Below are 16,009 nucleotides of genomic sequence, written 5' to 3' on the forward strand. Positions count from 1 at the left end.
ATAGAGATGCTATTCTCTCAAAATAATCCTTTATCGCTTCTGCAATAATCAAATTTTCGCTGCGAATTTTGGCTTTTAAAGCTGCTCTTAATCTCTCCGAACAATGGGCAATAGCTTCATTTCTTTTGAAATGCGGACTTTTAAAAATGCGCTAAAGGGATGAAGCCGGAAAGTTTACTCCTATTTTTATTCCATAGATCAGGGAGGTGCTTTTCGTCGACTGGTTGATGATGCCATTATATTGTTCCACTTCATTCATTAAGGGGAAAGCCCCATCTTCATCAACCATTTCTAATTCGTTCTGATGGAAGGCTGTTAAGCCCTTTTGTGCAAAAATGCTGAGACTCATCACTGAAGCGCCCGGGATTTTATATTTAAGCCCAAGCTCTAGCAGTGCATTGAAGTGGGCTTGGGTCTCCAGGTCAGATTTATAATTCCAATTATCTCGGTTTTCATGGAGACCGTGCGCCGGAATATCTTTCAAAATCAGCTCATATTGCGGGTACCAACCTCGGCTTGTTACCGTACCATTTTTCAATTGGTAATTTGTGGCCATTGGCAGATTAAAGGTTACGCCCAAATTCCCGAAAAGGGAGATGTTTCCATCGCTGATGGGGTAGGCCAGACTTAAAAATACCGGAATGGACAAATTGGAAATACGGACGTGATCCTCCAAACTTTGTGCTGTAATTTGAAGAATATAAGCCTCCCCTTCCGAATCCACAGCCGGGACGTCTTCCTGATAGCCTTCCAGGGATAATTGGGCATTATTCCAGCCGAAGCTCACCCCACTTCCCACCCCAATATAGGGACTAATGAAATAGGTGGTATGGAGATTAAGTTGAAAACTAGAGCCCGGATTCACCTTAATAGCACTATTATCTGTGTTGATTTGATGTAGGCCATAGCTCACTCCCCCTTCAAAATTAAAGCCCATTTGGTGTGTTTGTCCATAGGAGGAAAGCGGGATCAGGAGAAATGCGATTATAATATGAATAGGTTTCATAATGGTTTCACTTAGTATATGATGATTTTTTCCTGGGATACCGTGATCCCGTCAATGATGATATGATACTGATATATGCCGGCCTGGAATTCCGGAATATTGATTTTTTTTGATTTAGGATTTATAGTTCCCTCAAATCGCATATTCCCTAACTGATCGAACAGTTTGAATTTTATAGCAGCATTAGACATGTCTTGCGAAGATTGAATGGAAAGGCTTCTTCCCTTAGGTAATGGATTAGGGTAAACCGATACTCGCTGATTGCCATCTATCGTGAGTATTTCAGAGGAATAAGCTTCTCCGTCTTCACTCATGGCTACCACGAAATATTCCCCTTTTAATCCTCCTGCTTTGTAGAAATATTGCCCCTGACCGACTTCAATATTGTTTTCAAACCATCGGTAAGAAACAAAGTCTAAAGCTGAATTATCCACCAGTAAGAGGTCTCCCCATTTTTGAATTACCTTCACTGGTCTGATTGGTCTGAAGGTGGCGAGCAGATTCAGATATTCGGAGGCTTCTTCTATAACCTTAGTAGCATTTTGATCTCCATCACTCCATTCTTTGAATTCATATCCCTCTTCAGCAATTGCTACCACCTCGGTGGTGGATTCGCCCTTGGTGATGATTTGATTGGCATCTCCCTGAATGCTACCATGGGTGCCGGCAACGAAGTTGATTTTCACCTGATTGTCTTCCGCGCCATCATCATCCGTATCCCGGTCCAATGGATCCAAATTGAGTGCTATTTCTTCCTCATCCGTTAAGCCATCATTATCATCGTCAGGATCGGCATTATTCCCAATACCATCGCCATCTGTATCGAGACTTTCATTTTCGTCAAAAGGAAAAGCATCCTCGGTATCAGGCGTGCCATCATTGTCATCGTCGGTATCGGCATTGTCTCCTGTACCATCTTCATCATGGTCATTGTCTTCAAAAGGGTCAAAAGGAAAAGCATCTTCGGTATCAGAAGTGCCATCGTTGTCGTCATCGGGATCGGCATTATCTCCTATGCCATCGTCATCGTTGTCATTATCTTCCGCCGGATCCAATGGGAAATCGTCTTCGGTATCAGGCGTGCCATCATTGTCGTCATCGGTATCGGCATTGTCTCCTGTACCATCTTCATCATGGTCATTATCTTCAGCCGGATCAAACGGGAAATCGTCTTCGGTATCAGGCGTGCCATCATTGTCGTCATCGGGATCGGCATTGTCACCGGTACCATCGTTATCGTGGTCATTATCTTCCGCCGGATCTAATGGGAAATCATCCTCGACATCAGGCGTGCCATCATTATCATCATCCGGGTCGAGACGGTCACCTATATCATCACCGTCGGTGTCCAAATCAGTGGTGATGTCCATGGAGATAATTTCTGAAAATGCCGGTTCATTCGTCTCAGCGACAAAATAAATGGTATAATCCGTTCCTGGTTCGAGCTCAGTAATGGTAAAGTAGATCGTTTCGTCGGCGGTCATCGCCTGGGAGCCTGAATTCGCTATGGTGACATTTTGGTAATCAATACCCGCTTTAATTTCTGTTGCAGAAGGACTTGGGCTTCCCTCAGGCACAATGACCCAATAGCCTGTGGCGTTTTCCGAATTCCTGACATTAAAGTAGGCCTCATCATGAATAGCAGAAAGGGAAACCGTTGAAATCACTTGTTCTAAAATCGCATCAATTTCATCTAATTCTCCAGCCAAATAATACCAGTCCATTACAACCGTTTCACCGACTGCCAAATCATCAAATCGCGCATAAAACCCATAGGAATTATCATTCCCTTCCGCGATACGGGAAGTAGAAGGGGATTGATTTATGACGTTACTAAAGCTGCAGCAGGATTGTATAATGGTATTGGCTCTGTTGTAAGGAGAATAGAATACCAGGCTTTCCGACCCACTGAATACCTGTATAGCGTTGGAAGGTGTGTCGGGGGAGGGAATGGCCTGAAAACCTGCCTCGCTAATATTTCCTCTTACTTCGGTGGGGATATCTGTATTTCCCACCCAATCATCCCGATTTCCAATCCAGAGTCTAAAGTTTTCCGCAGTTGCATCCCCATTATTGGTGACTTTTACCTGAATGCCAATAAAGGCGTCGCCCTGAGGAAGGGTATAGCTTTGTTCAACCAAAAAATTGTGGCCATTCAGTTCAATCTCCCCGGTGGAGGTAAGGGTGCCATAACCTTTGCCCTCTGGAGTTTGATTAAATGCTGAAGTGATAATTTGTTGGTTTTGAATGGTGGGGTTTTCAAAAGTATTTCCATTGATGTTCCACTCTTCTGTACCATCGCCTCCTAACCCATAGGCGATGTCCAGAGGATAGTTGCTATAGGTTAGTTTGTACCATTGGTCATTGGTGGTATTATAATAAAAGGGCTGGAGCAGGTTGCCATATTGATTAATAGAAGCCTCTCCATCATTTCCAAAACGAAGCGCGTCATTTTGTAAGTGCTGTCCCTTACTTTTCGATATAAAAAGGAAAGGTAAGCATATTAAGAGTAATATTATATTTTTCATTTCTATATCGATTTCGTTTTAATGTTAGTCAGGTTCCATTCCTCTGCTTCCTTTTGGAACTCCATATAGTACCATCTAATAGGGTTTTGATCTTCTCCATAAACCGTGAAGTCCAGACGCGCCTTATTTTCTTTTACCTCATATATATAGAAGTCTAGAGTCGGTAAATGATCAGATTTGTTTTTGGTGTAAATGTTTACAGTCCAATTGCCCACCTGTTGTTGGTCAGTGAAAACACCCTGCGGTTGGTTGGATTGCAGTAAGGAATGCTGTTGAAGTTCCGGTAATTCTTCCTGAATAAGCTGAAGACATGTGGAGAAAACCAATTGCTTATCGCTTGAGGATTGGCTCAAAACAGTGTGGTTTAGAGCAATTGTTAATAATAGGAGAGTGATAGCGTTTTTCATTGGAAGTTATTTAATGAAAAATGAGTTGGCTTGTTTTAGATTATGGATTCGCCATTTTATAATTTAAAAAGGCCTTACATCCTTAATTTTATGGTTTTAACCTCATTAACACGAATTACTTCAATTTGTATTTTTATTAATCGCTATTTTCTTACATGGGCTTATTTTCCGTAAATACTTATTTTTTGAAATGCTATTCAGCGGCTGGGCATCGTCTGCTAGTTTTGGTTTTATTTGTTTCAAAAGGATTAGTTTTTTTGGGCTTTTTTAATACTTCTTTCGGTTATTTTTTTTCTGTGGTCTGGTAGATTGGAGAAATTCCATTGAGAATGTTGAAGAGATAGAAATCTTTATTGAAATTTAATTATTTCAGATATAATTTTGCTTCAGGAAAGAGGGGTGTTCACGGCATTATCGTGTTTTTATTCAAAATAAAAGGCCTTAATTCGAATTTTTTTCCAAATGTTTTGGTGTAAATCAAGCTATGGGAAAACGAATTTATAGGAAGAATATATTTGTTTTTTGTATAGTCAGGCTGTTTTATCACATTGAGCCGCTTTTTGATCTACCTTTTCGATAGCATGTTTTTTAAATTTATAGCAGAAGGTGGTGATATGTACTTTTCCTTTTTTGGACTTGATGTTTTTATTGAAAAAAAATCGGAGGACTTACCTTGTGTAGTTGTAAGGCTGTTGCATGGAGTTACCTATGGTCAAATTAAAGGAAGGGGCCAGTGGCATATAGGCTTTTATTATATATTTGTTGATTAGTTAGGTTACTACCTTAGAGCGAGTTTAAAAGCCAAAATTCGCAGCGAAATTTTGATTATTGCAGAAGTGATGCCCAATTATTTTGAGAGAATAGCATCGCTATTGTTGAAAAATTATCAAAAATCGCTAACAATAATTCGAATTTTCAGCCTGATGGTGTGCTTTTAATCTCGTTCTAAGGCTCACTTCAACATTCCGGCCTCGATCAAAGGGAGAACAGCCACGGATGAAACTACCGGTGAGCAGCCATCACCACCTTTTTTCCGCCTTATAGCTATACGAGGATTTTAGCATGAATAATCCGGGTTAATTTTTTATTAGTTACGGGAAAGAAAAGATAAAATATTGTTTACACCGGAGGGGAGAAACCATTTAGCTTTTTGTGAACAAAGCTTGATAGTAAGGGTATATCGATATTTTGGCTACATATAGAAAAAGCGGACTATATGCCCGCTATTCTGTTTTAAATTGGATAGATATAGTTTGGGTTTATGACCTTGGGGGTGGCAACTAAACTTTGTAAGCAGGCAGAGCAAAGAAAAATGCTGTTCCCTGATCCGGTTCACTTTCTACCTTGATGGTAGATTCATGTATTTCCAGAATTTTTTTAACAATAGCTAAGCCCAGTCCAGCACCCAGCTTTGCTTTCTGTTGATCGGATTGACGGTATCGTTCAAAGATGTAGGATTGATCCTCCTCTGGTATTCCCTTTCCGCTGTCTTTGATCATGACCTGAACAAACTCCGGTGAAGCATCCAGACCAATGACTACTTCTCCATTTTCCGGCGTGAATTTCAGGGCATTATCGATGAGGTTCTGAATAGCACGTTCTACCAGTTTAATGTCTGCAAAAACCAAAGGGATTTTTCCTTCCATCTCGAGTTTGAGTTCAATATTTTTTTGGTCCGCCAATACTTTATTTTTTGCCTGCAGATCATGAGCTAATTCCGTAATCAAAAAAGCCTCTTTGTGGGCCTCTACCTGTTTGGCCTCTAGTTTAGAATATTCGAATAATTGCGCCACCATATTGGAAAGCTTTTCAGAACTATTGTGAATGATGTCTAAATATTTATTTTTATCTGCCTCTTTCAGGCTATCACTTTTCATCTGTAAAGTTTCGGTATAACCGCGCAAAATGGCTAATGGAGTGCGCAGATCATGGGATACGTTGGCAATTAATTCTCTTCTCATCACATCCACCGACTTGATTTTCTCCATATCCGAGACGATTTTATCCGCCATTTTATTAAAGGCCAATGCCAAAGCGAAGAGGTCGTTTTTTTCGGCCTGTGGGACTCTTGCTTTGAGGTCTCCCTCCTGAAAGCGATTCACCTGAAAAATGATTTCCCGAAGGTTGCGTGTTAAAAACCAAATGAATAATAAACCGGTAATCAGCGCAAAAATTAAGACGTAGGTCATGGCGGTCAAACCTCCTTTAAAGAAGTAACTTGAAGATAAGGAAGCCTGAATGGCCTCAAGGGTTTGGCCAGCTAAAACAATGTAGATATAGCCTTTTCGTCCTTCATACTCAAAAGGGGCAACGGAGAAAATAGTGGGCTCGGAGCGGTCTCTGGGGTTGTCCCCCAAAATATATTGTTGACCTCCTGTAGCCAGATACTCTTTTACCGGGCTTAAATTAACCTGCTCCATCGGATTGTTGGGGTCACTGTGATCCAGCACGACCGAATATAAAATTTCCCCATGCTCATTGAGCAGGTACACCTCTATGGCCCGATTGACGGCCATCATATCATGCATTAAATCTCCAAACAATGGTTTGTTAACCGAACCGTCTTCCAGAAATGGGCGTTCATTGGTGAATTTTTCTTCAATTAAGTGGTTGGCTAGATTGGCATTGAGCTTTTGCAGGCTTTCACTAAAATATTGCGCACTATAATGAGTGGATATTTTTAGAAATGCTGCCCCGATAAGCAGGATAATCATGAAAAAAGTAATCGACAGTTTTACAATCAGTCGGTTACTTAAAGTAGGCTTGTTTTGCATGATGGATGATTACAGTTCTTCATTAAATTTATATCCTACGCCCCAGGTCGTCAGTATGTAGGTAGGATTGGTCATGTCCGGCTCTATTTTGGAGCGTAGTCGGTTGATATGGCTATTCACGGTATGCTCATAACCCTCAAAATCATAGCCCCATATCAACTTCAGTAAATCTGATCGGGAATAATTTCGTCCCGGATGGCTCGCCATTAATACCAGGAGGTCGAATTCTTTGGGAGAAAGTTCGACCTTTTTTCCGGCCACCATCACTTTCCTTTTCTCAATTTGAATGGAAATGTTATCATATTCCAAATGTGGGCTGAGGGGTTGCAGGCTTTCAGCAATCATCTGTGTTCTCCGGAAAATGGCTTTGACCCTGGCAATAAATTCCCGAAGGCTAAAAGGTTTGGTCATATAATCATCCGCCCCCATTTCCAAGCCCAACACCCGGTCAATCTCCTCACTTTTTGCTGTAAGCATAATGATCGGAGTGGCTTTTTCCGAACGAAGATTTTTGCATACTTCAATTCCGTCCATTTGAGGAAGGGATACATCCAGAATGATTAAGTCGAAGTCTTCCATCAAGGCCATTTTTAGTCCATCGGCACCATTATCAGCAGATTGACATTCACAATTCAGGTCTTTTAAATGTATGGTTAAGAGTTGGACGATTTCGGGATCGTCTTCGATGATCAGTACTTTTTTCATAGTAGAAATTACGATTTTTATACAGGGGATAGACGGGAATGCCTGCTTTTTTTAAAAAATGTCGGCTGTGTTACCTAGCGGCAAAAACTTGTTAAAATAGCCATTCTAGGGCTTCCAAGGCTTGTTTCTTCCCAAATGTCACAGTTCTGTGATATAGTGTTTATGCTAATGTGAAGCTGTTGTGAGTGGGGCGTTAGCTTGGAGGCGTTAATTGGGGTATATGACCAATGAAACATGATAAAAAAATGAAAAATCTAAAACTTAACGCCCTGATCCTGGCATTGATGGTATTATTCGCTGCCTGTAATGATGATGATAATGGAGACCCTGTTAATTTGCCTTCGGCTTCCACCATCAACCTGGACTTTGACGGCTTGGAAGATCTGGGCGCTGATTTTGCCTATGAAGGCTGGTTAATCGTGGATGGTGCACCGGTAAGTACCGGGACTTTTACCGTGGACGGTGATGGGAATTTATCCCAGTCGGAATTTGAGGTGGAGATGGAAACCCTGGAGTCAGCGACCACTTTTGTGCTTTCGATTGAACCGGTACCCGATAATGATCCAGCTCCGGCAGCGACAAAATTATTTGCGGGGGATTTTGTGAATAATTCGGCGACAATGAGTACTGCACCTGTGGCGGCCAGTTTTGATAACGTTGGGGGAAGTTTTATCGTGGCAGCACCTACCGGTTCTGGTGACGAGAGTGAAGCTTATAGTGGTATCTGGTTTTTAGATCCGGAGGAGGGAATGTCTTCTTTGGAATTACCGGAACTGAATGACGGTTGGAAATACGAAGGCTGGGTGGTGATTGATGGCGTGCCGGTGACTACGGGTACCTTTACTAGCCTGGAAGGCAATGATGATAGCGCGCCTTTTTCGGGTGATGGCCCTGCACCTGCTTTTCCCGGGGAAGATTTCCTGCTGAATGCTCCTGATGGTTTAACTTTCCCGACAGACATTCGTAATCGACCAGCTGTAATTTCTATTGAGCCTTTCCCGGACAATAGCCCGGCGCCATTTACCTTAAAGCCTTTGTTTCAAACGATTCCGGAAGATTTGGACGGTATGGGACCGGTGAATTTTGGTGACTATGTGGAGGACAGCTTCCCTATGGGTACTGTTAGCAGAACGATACAATAATGCTTTAATCTGATCTGTTTTGAGCTGCGGAATTTGATTTCGCAGCTTTATTTTTTCAAGTCCTGCAAATTATTCATTTGCTGATCCAGATGGCCTACTGCAATGCCAATAATATTCAATCTGGCGGCAGGATTTTTTGAACAGGATGGTATTTTTTCTATTTGTAAAGCCTGCAAGCACAATTCATTCTTTAAATGTTGTAAGGCTAAATTTTTCGTGAGTATGTTTTTAATCGATTTCATGTGTTCAGCTTCGCAAAAAGTAAACCAAACTGATCAAATGATTGAAATGAGTTACTCCAGAGGGGTTTTGCTGTAAAAATTGATAATCAAACCGATGCGTCAGGAAATTCTTTGAAACGAACCGTATCCCAATGGAAAAAAACTAATCTGAGGAGTCCGAATCGCCTTTTGATTTTGGAGTCGTTATGAGCTTGTCGGCTTCTATGAAGATTTTATTGATGACTGGCAGGGCATTTTTAATTTTTCGTTCCAGAGATTGGATCGTTTGCTCTACCTGTTCGGCGGTAAGATGATTATCAAAATCTACTTCCACATTTAAAAGCACTTCATTTGGGCCAAAATATAGGCTCAGGGGTTTTTCTGCTCGGCTCACCCCTTTTTCATTGATTAGAATATGTTGCACTGTTTTCAGATCATCTGCTTGTAATCCTTCTCCAATCAACAACCCCTTACATTCTACCGCGAAGAAGGTGGATACTCCCACCAGTAGCAAGCCAATTAATACGGAGCCGAGCCCATCAAAATAGACAATCCCTGTAAAGTGACCTAAGGTGACGCAGATCAGGGCAATCACAAGGCCAATGCAGGCGGCGGCATCTTCAATAACAATCGCGACCGTTCCACTATCTTTACTGTCACGTAAAGCCTGAATAAATCCTGCATTTCCCCGACTTTTTTTGAACTCTTTCAATGCTACCCGTAAGGCTGATCCCTCGAAAATTAAAGCCAGGATGAGCACAATATAATTCCAGCTTGGATCACCCATGGGCACTGGATGGAGTAAGTGCTGGATGCCCTCATAAAGTGCTATGCCTCCTCCAAGGGCAAAAATTAACATGGCAACAATAAAACTCCAAAAGAAAATTTCTTTCCCATACCCAAATGGATGTTGTGCATCTGCGGGTTTTTTACTCTGTTTGATACCAAATAGCAATAAAAGCCCGTTTCCGGTATCTACCAGCGAATGAACTCCTTCAGATAACATGGCGGAGGAGCCTGTGAAAAAGGCGGCAGTAAACTTGCTGATAGCAATGCCTGTATTTGCGATGATCGCTCCGTATATTGCTTTTTTTGATGATCCAGCCATTATGGGTAGGGGGTTTTGTGAGTAGGTATAGGTAGAAAATAAGGGTGTTATCTACAGGAATTATTATTCATTTAGTTGTAAGGAGCTAAAGGAAATGAAGGGCTTTTTGTTTAAGAAGTAGCGATAAAAAAAAATCCTGCCCAGAGGCAGGATTTTATGGGGAATAATTTACGCTTATTTTTTGGTGGCCTTTTTTACATTAAAGGACAGAAATTCAGAGATTAAAAACTTTTGTTTTTTAGCTTTTCTTTCTTCGCTATAATACTTAATAGCGTCTTCCGGGAATCCCGTCGGCCGCTGATCAGTAGTTAACCACTCTTTAAAAGATTTACTAGTGAGTTTTTTGTTATTTTTTTGCCACTTCGTAATAAAAGCTTTTGCCGCTCGGTAGCTCATATAGTCATTAGCGGCTTCTTCTGTTTTTTTGGAGGCTGTTGAGGGTTTACTTGCCGCTTTTTTGGTGGCACTTGTTTTGGTTTTCTGTGGTTTAGCAACAGCGGTCTCTTTCTCTTCCGTGGCGGCAGGGCGCTTAGGCGACTTTTTAGAGGCAGTTTTACGCTTCGGCGCAACTACGTCCTCTGGCATGGCTAAGAAATCCCAAAGATTGAATTTTTTCCCCTCCGCCAGGAAGAGAGGGCCGTAAGACTGATAAACATTTGAAGGGAAGCCTTTTGGGCGATTGTTTTTGAGCCAAAATTGGAATTGACTATTCGTGTCAAATTTCCCATGACGTTTTTGATAATCAATAATGATATTTCTGGCTTCTTCATAAGGCATTAAGCGAGAAACCGGCCCACGTTTTTTGCCAGTTCCGCCACTTGGGTTAGGACGGTTGGCAGCACGCTCCTTCCTTTTAAAGTAGTTTTTCTCCGGACCATAAATATTGGAAGGTGTTTTGGATAACATAAATCCAAATTTCTCTTCAAAGGCATCAAAATCTAAATCCGCAAGAAAAGCCTGGTATTCTTGTTTCGTATCGATCTTGAGTACAGAAAGAATGTATTTGAAGTCTTCCAGGTTTGGATATGCCTGACGTGTGGTCCGAACGTGCGGACCTTGAATTTTTGAAGGGTCAATTTGATTGATCATCACGAATAATTTACCTTATTATTTCCTGTAAGTAGTATCTATTTTATCATATATACTAAAAATTGTTTAAAAAGTTGAGTTGGGTTGAATATTATTTAGAATTAAGTGTCAAAATTCAGCTGTAATTCGCGCAATATTTAATTTTTTTTAATAAAAGTTTCATTTTTTTTGGACTGATTATCCATTTATCTTTCCTTTCATACAGCTTGTCGAATGCCAATATTACCTTTAAAAATAATTAATATTTGACATTAATTATTTCGGATTAGGAGGCAATATTTACCTTTATCACTTGGAGAGATTGATTTTCTTACGTTGTCACAAAGGAATATTTTGTTCAATGGACTTGTGGTAATTTTTTGTTATGGAGCCTAGGCGCTGGTTAAATGGGATTATTTTAGGGGTGGAGGCGGATTGGGATATGGAATTGGTTTGTGGGTTCTCGATATGCGTTAATAGCTTAGTGGTGAGGTAGGAGAGTGGGAGGGTTCTTAAGTGGAATCTTGTGAGTTTTGATAAAATATCCCAAAAAGGCACGCATGTAAGTTTTTTCAGTTTTAAGTAAAATGATTAAACAGGCAATCATGGGGAGGTACTTTTTCAAATAATGGAGCAAAGCGGATGCATTTTTTTAATAAACTCTCATTTCAAAAGAATTATAAAAATAGAAATTGTTGTTTTAAATACTGGGAAATTCTTTTTCAACTCTCCTCTGTATTTTTTAGGAAAATGGCGCTGTATATTTTGGTTTCCAAAGTTACTGCAAAACCCATTGTTTCAATCTTTAGAATTTTAGGAATTATGATCAGGGCTCAGGTAATGCAAGGGTTATAGACAGGTTTTTTGAACTGGAATAATACCCAAATGAGCCAAAAACGTGATTTTTTTATGGCGGCAGCCCCTCTATTGTTAAAAAATACCTATTCATGATATATTGAACACTATTGACGACTTTTGAAAATCACCGCGCCTCAAGTTAATCCATTCTACTGAAACTGATTCGGGATGGTTTTACAATAATAGTGGCGTTTTCTTCTTTCATTAACCAAATAATCAGGCTACAATCTTCGTTTTGCCACAAGTTAGATTAAATATAATAATGGTTACTCATTTACAGTTTTTCTCTGGGATGCAGATGAAGGAGGAGGAAATAGGCTACCCTAAATCTGTGTGGTTAAAAAATCAGAAAAACTATCCATTACAGCCCGATATTTAAAATTTTAGCCTGGCTTTTTGATCCACTATGTCATTAATCCGGGATAATCTTCTCTCCTGTACGTCTCGGACTTTCAAAGGATATTTTGGATTTTAATTCATCCCATCCGGATTCCTTAAGGATTTTTAACAATTTTTTTTTATTTGACAGCCGAGTAATGCTTAAATTTAAGCATACTACTTTCAATGCCTCCTATGATCTTTCGGATACCTTTTTGTATTATCGTATTTTTGTTTAGCAGTTTGGCTTTTGAGGCTGGCGCCCAGGAGTATCAAATTACTCAATATAGTCTGGAACAAGGGCTTCCCCAGTCTGAAGTTTGGGATATCTTACAAGATAAAGAGGGTGGCATCTGGATGGCCACAAACGGTGGAGGGGTGGTCAAATTTAATGGGAAAACCTTCCGGGTATGGGACAAAGGAGATGGCCTTCCGGTGAATATCATCTACACTATTACGGAGGGGAAGGACAGTACTCTTTATTTTGCCCACGCCAAGGGGGTGAGTAGTTTGAAAAATCAATTATTGCAGCATTTTCCATTTCCGGAAAATATCGCGGTGGTGAAAGTCTTAATGACCCGATTTAGCCAGGATGGATTCCTGACCGTACTTTTGGTTGATCGTAAGGGAGCAATGCATATTTTTCAGCTAATAGAGGGTAAGTGGACACCATTCCCACTACCGGAGGCAGGCGAATTTTATTATATGGGGCCCGGCCCGGAGGGTGATTTTTTCATTTCCCTGGCCAAGGGCCATTTTAGGCTGAAAAATCAGCAGTGGGTACCATATGAAATTCCTTATCCGGAATTGCAGCAAAAAGTATTGATTCCCATGTACCGGGAGGAGGATGGGAAGTGGTGGGTTAATGTTTATGATTCGCATACTCATTCCAAAATTATGGTCATTGAGCAGGGCAAGGTGCGGGAAATCGGTTGGTCCCCTAGCGGAAATGATGCAGGTATAGGAGAAGTTTTTAAGGATGACAATGGTTATTTCTGGATCAGTTCTCATAATGATAGGTTGGCTGGCAGATGGAAGGAAGGACATTTTGAAAGCATAAAGGATTTGTCTCATTCCCGAATTCCCAATGTGTTTTGTATGAAACCGGACCGGGAGGGGAACATTTGGGTGGGCACTTCCGGCGAGGGCTGCTTTAAGTTATCCATTATGCCTTTTGTGGCTTTCAATGAGCAAATGGGGATAGGGAATAATTTTGTTCGTGGAATTGGGGAAGATGCTCAAGGCAATATTTGGCTTGGATCCGGCCAGGGCGTACTCACGGTGATGCGAGATCATCAAGTGCTTAAAGTATTGAATGAGAATAAAGAAATTTCCATGGGCTTAGTGAGCAGTATAATTCCCTTTGAAGGAAACAAGGTGTTGATTTCTGCCTCTCGTGGGTATTTTTTATATGATGGCCACCAACTGACCAACGTTAATCAGCAATTTGCCGGGCGGAGCAAAGCCATATTGACTCCTCCAGCTCAGCTGGGAGAAGAATTATGGTATCATGTAAGAGGCAAGGGTTTTTATGTTTACAAAAATGGTTTAGCGCGGCCTGTTGAGGTAAAGATGACATCCAAGGAAGGCTATTATATGAATACCCTTTTTGTCGATAGTCAGGAGCGCATTTGGTTCTCCTATCACGGAGGCGGACTTGGTTATTTTATTCCCGCACAGGTAAAATCCAAAGAAGGGGAAGTTTTTGAGGCCATACAGTTTACCGATTCCACTCGTCAGGTGGCGATGCAACAAATCACCCAGATGACCGAAGATCATTTTGGACGAATTTGGGCCTCCACTTTTGGTGGTGGGGTTTGGTATTATGATGGAGGCCAGTGGATGGGGTTGGATAAGGCCAGTGGGCTAAGTTCTGATAATGCTTATTCAATTATTACGGATCAAGAAGGTCATATTTGGATAGGCCTGCAGAAAGGCGTGGATAAAGTGACCTTTAATGCTGATGGTAGTATCAACAATATTCGGAATTATAATGAGAATGATGGTTTCACAGGATTGGAAAACAATGGGGGCAGTGCTTTGGCCTCCTCCGATGGCCGCCTTTGGTTTGGGACCATCAAAGGAGTCATGATGTATCAGGCCGGCTATGATCAACAACCTCCGGCCGTTCCCCCTGTGCAAATTTCGAATGTGGATATTGATTTTGAGGGAGTGAACTGGAGTTCTCCTCCATTTAGCGATTATACCGCTTCGGTAGACCGACATGGCGTACCGGTGGATTTGCGCTTACCAAAGCAAATGGGACAGCTGAGTTTAAAATTTGAAACTTACACTTATTTTCAGCCCAATATGGTGGAATTTCAGTGGCGCCTGAATGATGGAAAATGGTCTTTACCCACCAATCTAGGTGAAATTCAGTTTTCCGAATTAGGTTCCGGGGCCTATCAGCTTGAAATACGGGCGCGTTATCCTCGTGGGGAGTGGAATAAAAGTACCATTTATAATTTTCAGGTAATCCCTTCTTGGTGGGAACATCCCTTTTGGTGGTTGATGCTCCTTGTTTTGGTGGTTATTGGAGGATGGACGTATTCTAGAATACGGATAAAGACAGTGCAGCGAGAGGCCAGGATTCTGGAGGAAAAAGTAGCACGGCGAACGAAGGAAATTGCCAAACAAAAGGATGAAATAGTACATCAGAATCAATCTATAAAAAATGCCAGTGAGAAAATTAAAAAGAAAAATGCTCAGCTGGAAAAACTGAATCATGAGAAGAATCACCTGATTAGCATAGTGGCGCATGATTTACGAAATCCATTAACCAGTGCCTTAACCATGGGGGGCATTCTTGCTGAGGAGGAATTAGGGGAAGACCAGACGCAGTGCGTTCAACAGCTGAATAAGAATTTGGAGCGGATGAATGAGATGATCCAGCAGATATTGAATGCCCGGGTAGCGGAAAATAAAATTCATGAGATGAAATTGCGGGTGGTGGCACTTCAGCCTTTGATGGAGGAATTGAAGGAACACTTTGAAAAATTGGCAGATAAGAAATCTATCCAGTGTTTTTTTGAGTCTGCAGGTGACTTGAGTGCTTTTGGTGATCGGGGTTATTTGAAGCAGATTTTGGAAAACCTCATTTCCAACGCCTTAAAGTACAGTCCGGAAGGGGCTTCTGTGTTTGTGACGGTAGAAGAAAAGGGGAAATCCGAACTCGTGATTTCCGTTGCGGATGAAGGAGAAGGAGTGAAGGAGGAGGAACAACATTTATTATTTAAGAAATTTCAGAGATTAAGCGCTCAACCTACCGGGGGGGAGCAATCCATTGGTTTGGGCTTATCAATTTGTAAGACGCTCGCGGAAGCGATGGGGGCAGAAATATCCTATAATGAAGCGTATACGGAGGGGGCCTGCTTTGAATTGACTTTATCCCTTAATGGCAATTTCGCTGAAGGGGAAAAGCAAAGCCAAATCGCCAACAAAAAAATTCCCTCCTGATTTGTGGTTAGGCTTTTGATAAAATGCCAAAATTTACAGAAAAATTGGGCGTATCGGAGAGGCAATCCTGTTTACTTTGAGTAAATAGTGCGTATGTTTTCGGGAAAAAAATTTAAAATCGATCCTGTAAATACGCAATTGAGGTCGGTTGTTATGGTTTTTACCACACTTTAAATCGCTTGTGATACAGTTTGATCTAATAGGTATTTTAACCGCTCTTTTCGTTTTTGAATTTGATTTAATTTGTTTTGAATAGAGCGTCGCTTAAATTCTGTCGGCCTATGGATTAGCCTGTAAATGTAGATTTCCATCTCTGTCAATGCGTTAATTTCGTTGGAGATTAGGCAGTGAAAAAATA

The 16,009-nt window shown here is 41.2% G+C and carries 10 protein-coding genes; 2 read left to right on the forward strand and 8 right to left on the reverse strand.

The genetic code is table 11. The annotated features are described in order from the left end of the window. Window positions 1–151: 151 nt before the first annotated feature. The 5 genes from AAA970_RS15670 to AAA970_RS15690 form a co-directional block, all read right to left on the reverse strand. Window positions 152–1,006: an outer membrane beta-barrel protein gene (locus tag AAA970_RS15670; protein ID WP_338237839.1), complete on the reverse strand. Its 855-nt coding sequence runs from the start codon at window positions 1,004–1,006 to the stop codon at window positions 152–154. Window positions 1,007–1,017: 11 nt separating this feature from the next. Beyond that, complete coding sequence (locus tag AAA970_RS15675) at window positions 1,018–3,534, reverse strand: T9SS type A sorting domain-containing protein (RefSeq protein ID WP_338237840.1); 2,517 nt, start codon at window positions 3,532–3,534, stop codon at window positions 1,018–1,020. A gap of 2 nt (window positions 3,535–3,536) precedes the next feature. Next, window positions 3,537–3,887: a hypothetical protein gene (locus AAA970_RS15680; protein ID WP_338237841.1), complete on the reverse strand. Its 351-nt coding sequence runs from the start codon at window positions 3,885–3,887 to the stop codon at window positions 3,537–3,539. Window positions 3,888–5,221: 1,334 nt separating this feature from the next. Then, entirely contained in the window at window positions 5,222–6,715 is a 1,494-nt protein-coding gene (locus AAA970_RS15685) for a sensor histidine kinase (protein ID WP_338237842.1), read from the reverse strand. Between the two features lie 9 nt (window positions 6,716–6,724). Further along, window positions 6,725–7,420, reverse strand: a complete 696-nt coding sequence (locus AAA970_RS15690; RefSeq protein WP_338237843.1) for a response regulator transcription factor — start codon at window positions 7,418–7,420, stop codon at window positions 6,725–6,727. A 245-nt stretch (window positions 7,421–7,665) separates the two neighbouring features. On the opposite strand from AAA970_RS15690, the gene AAA970_RS15695 reads away from it, so the two are divergent. Then, window positions 7,666–8,562, forward strand: a complete 897-nt coding sequence (locus tag AAA970_RS15695) for an anti-sigma factor domain-containing protein (protein ID WP_338237844.1) — start codon at window positions 7,666–7,668, stop codon at window positions 8,560–8,562. 47 nt (window positions 8,563–8,609) lie between these two features. Here the strand turns inward: AAA970_RS15695 and AAA970_RS15700 are convergent, their stop codons facing one another. The 3 genes from AAA970_RS15700 to AAA970_RS15710 all read right to left on the reverse strand — a co-directional run bounded on the left by AAA970_RS15700 (window position 8,610) and on the right by AAA970_RS15710 (window position 10,980). Next, complete coding sequence (locus AAA970_RS15700; protein ID WP_338237845.1) at window positions 8,610–8,804, reverse strand: hypothetical protein; 195 nt, start codon at window positions 8,802–8,804, stop codon at window positions 8,610–8,612. 142 nt (window positions 8,805–8,946) lie between these two features. Next, on the reverse strand, window positions 8,947–9,891 hold the full coding sequence (locus AAA970_RS15705) for a cation diffusion facilitator family transporter (RefSeq protein WP_338237846.1): 945 nt from the start codon (window positions 9,889–9,891) through the stop codon (window positions 8,947–8,949). 174 nt (window positions 9,892–10,065) lie between these two features. After that, entirely contained in the window at window positions 10,066–10,980 is a 915-nt protein-coding gene (locus AAA970_RS15710) for a hypothetical protein (RefSeq protein WP_338237847.1), read from the reverse strand. A 1,410-nt stretch (window positions 10,981–12,390) separates the two neighbouring features. Here AAA970_RS15710 and AAA970_RS15715 point away from each other — a divergent pair. Next, the gene (locus tag AAA970_RS15715; protein ID WP_338237848.1) at window positions 12,391–15,651 is read left to right on the forward strand and encodes a sensor histidine kinase; all 3,261 of its coding nucleotides are present in this window, start codon (window positions 12,391–12,393) and stop codon (window positions 15,649–15,651) included. Window positions 15,652–16,009 lie beyond the last annotated feature (358 nt).

It is taken from the genome of Persicobacter diffluens (genome assembly GCF_036244895.1).
Taxonomy (GTDB): domain Bacteria; phylum Bacteroidota; class Bacteroidia; order Cytophagales; family Cyclobacteriaceae; genus Persicobacter; species Persicobacter diffluens.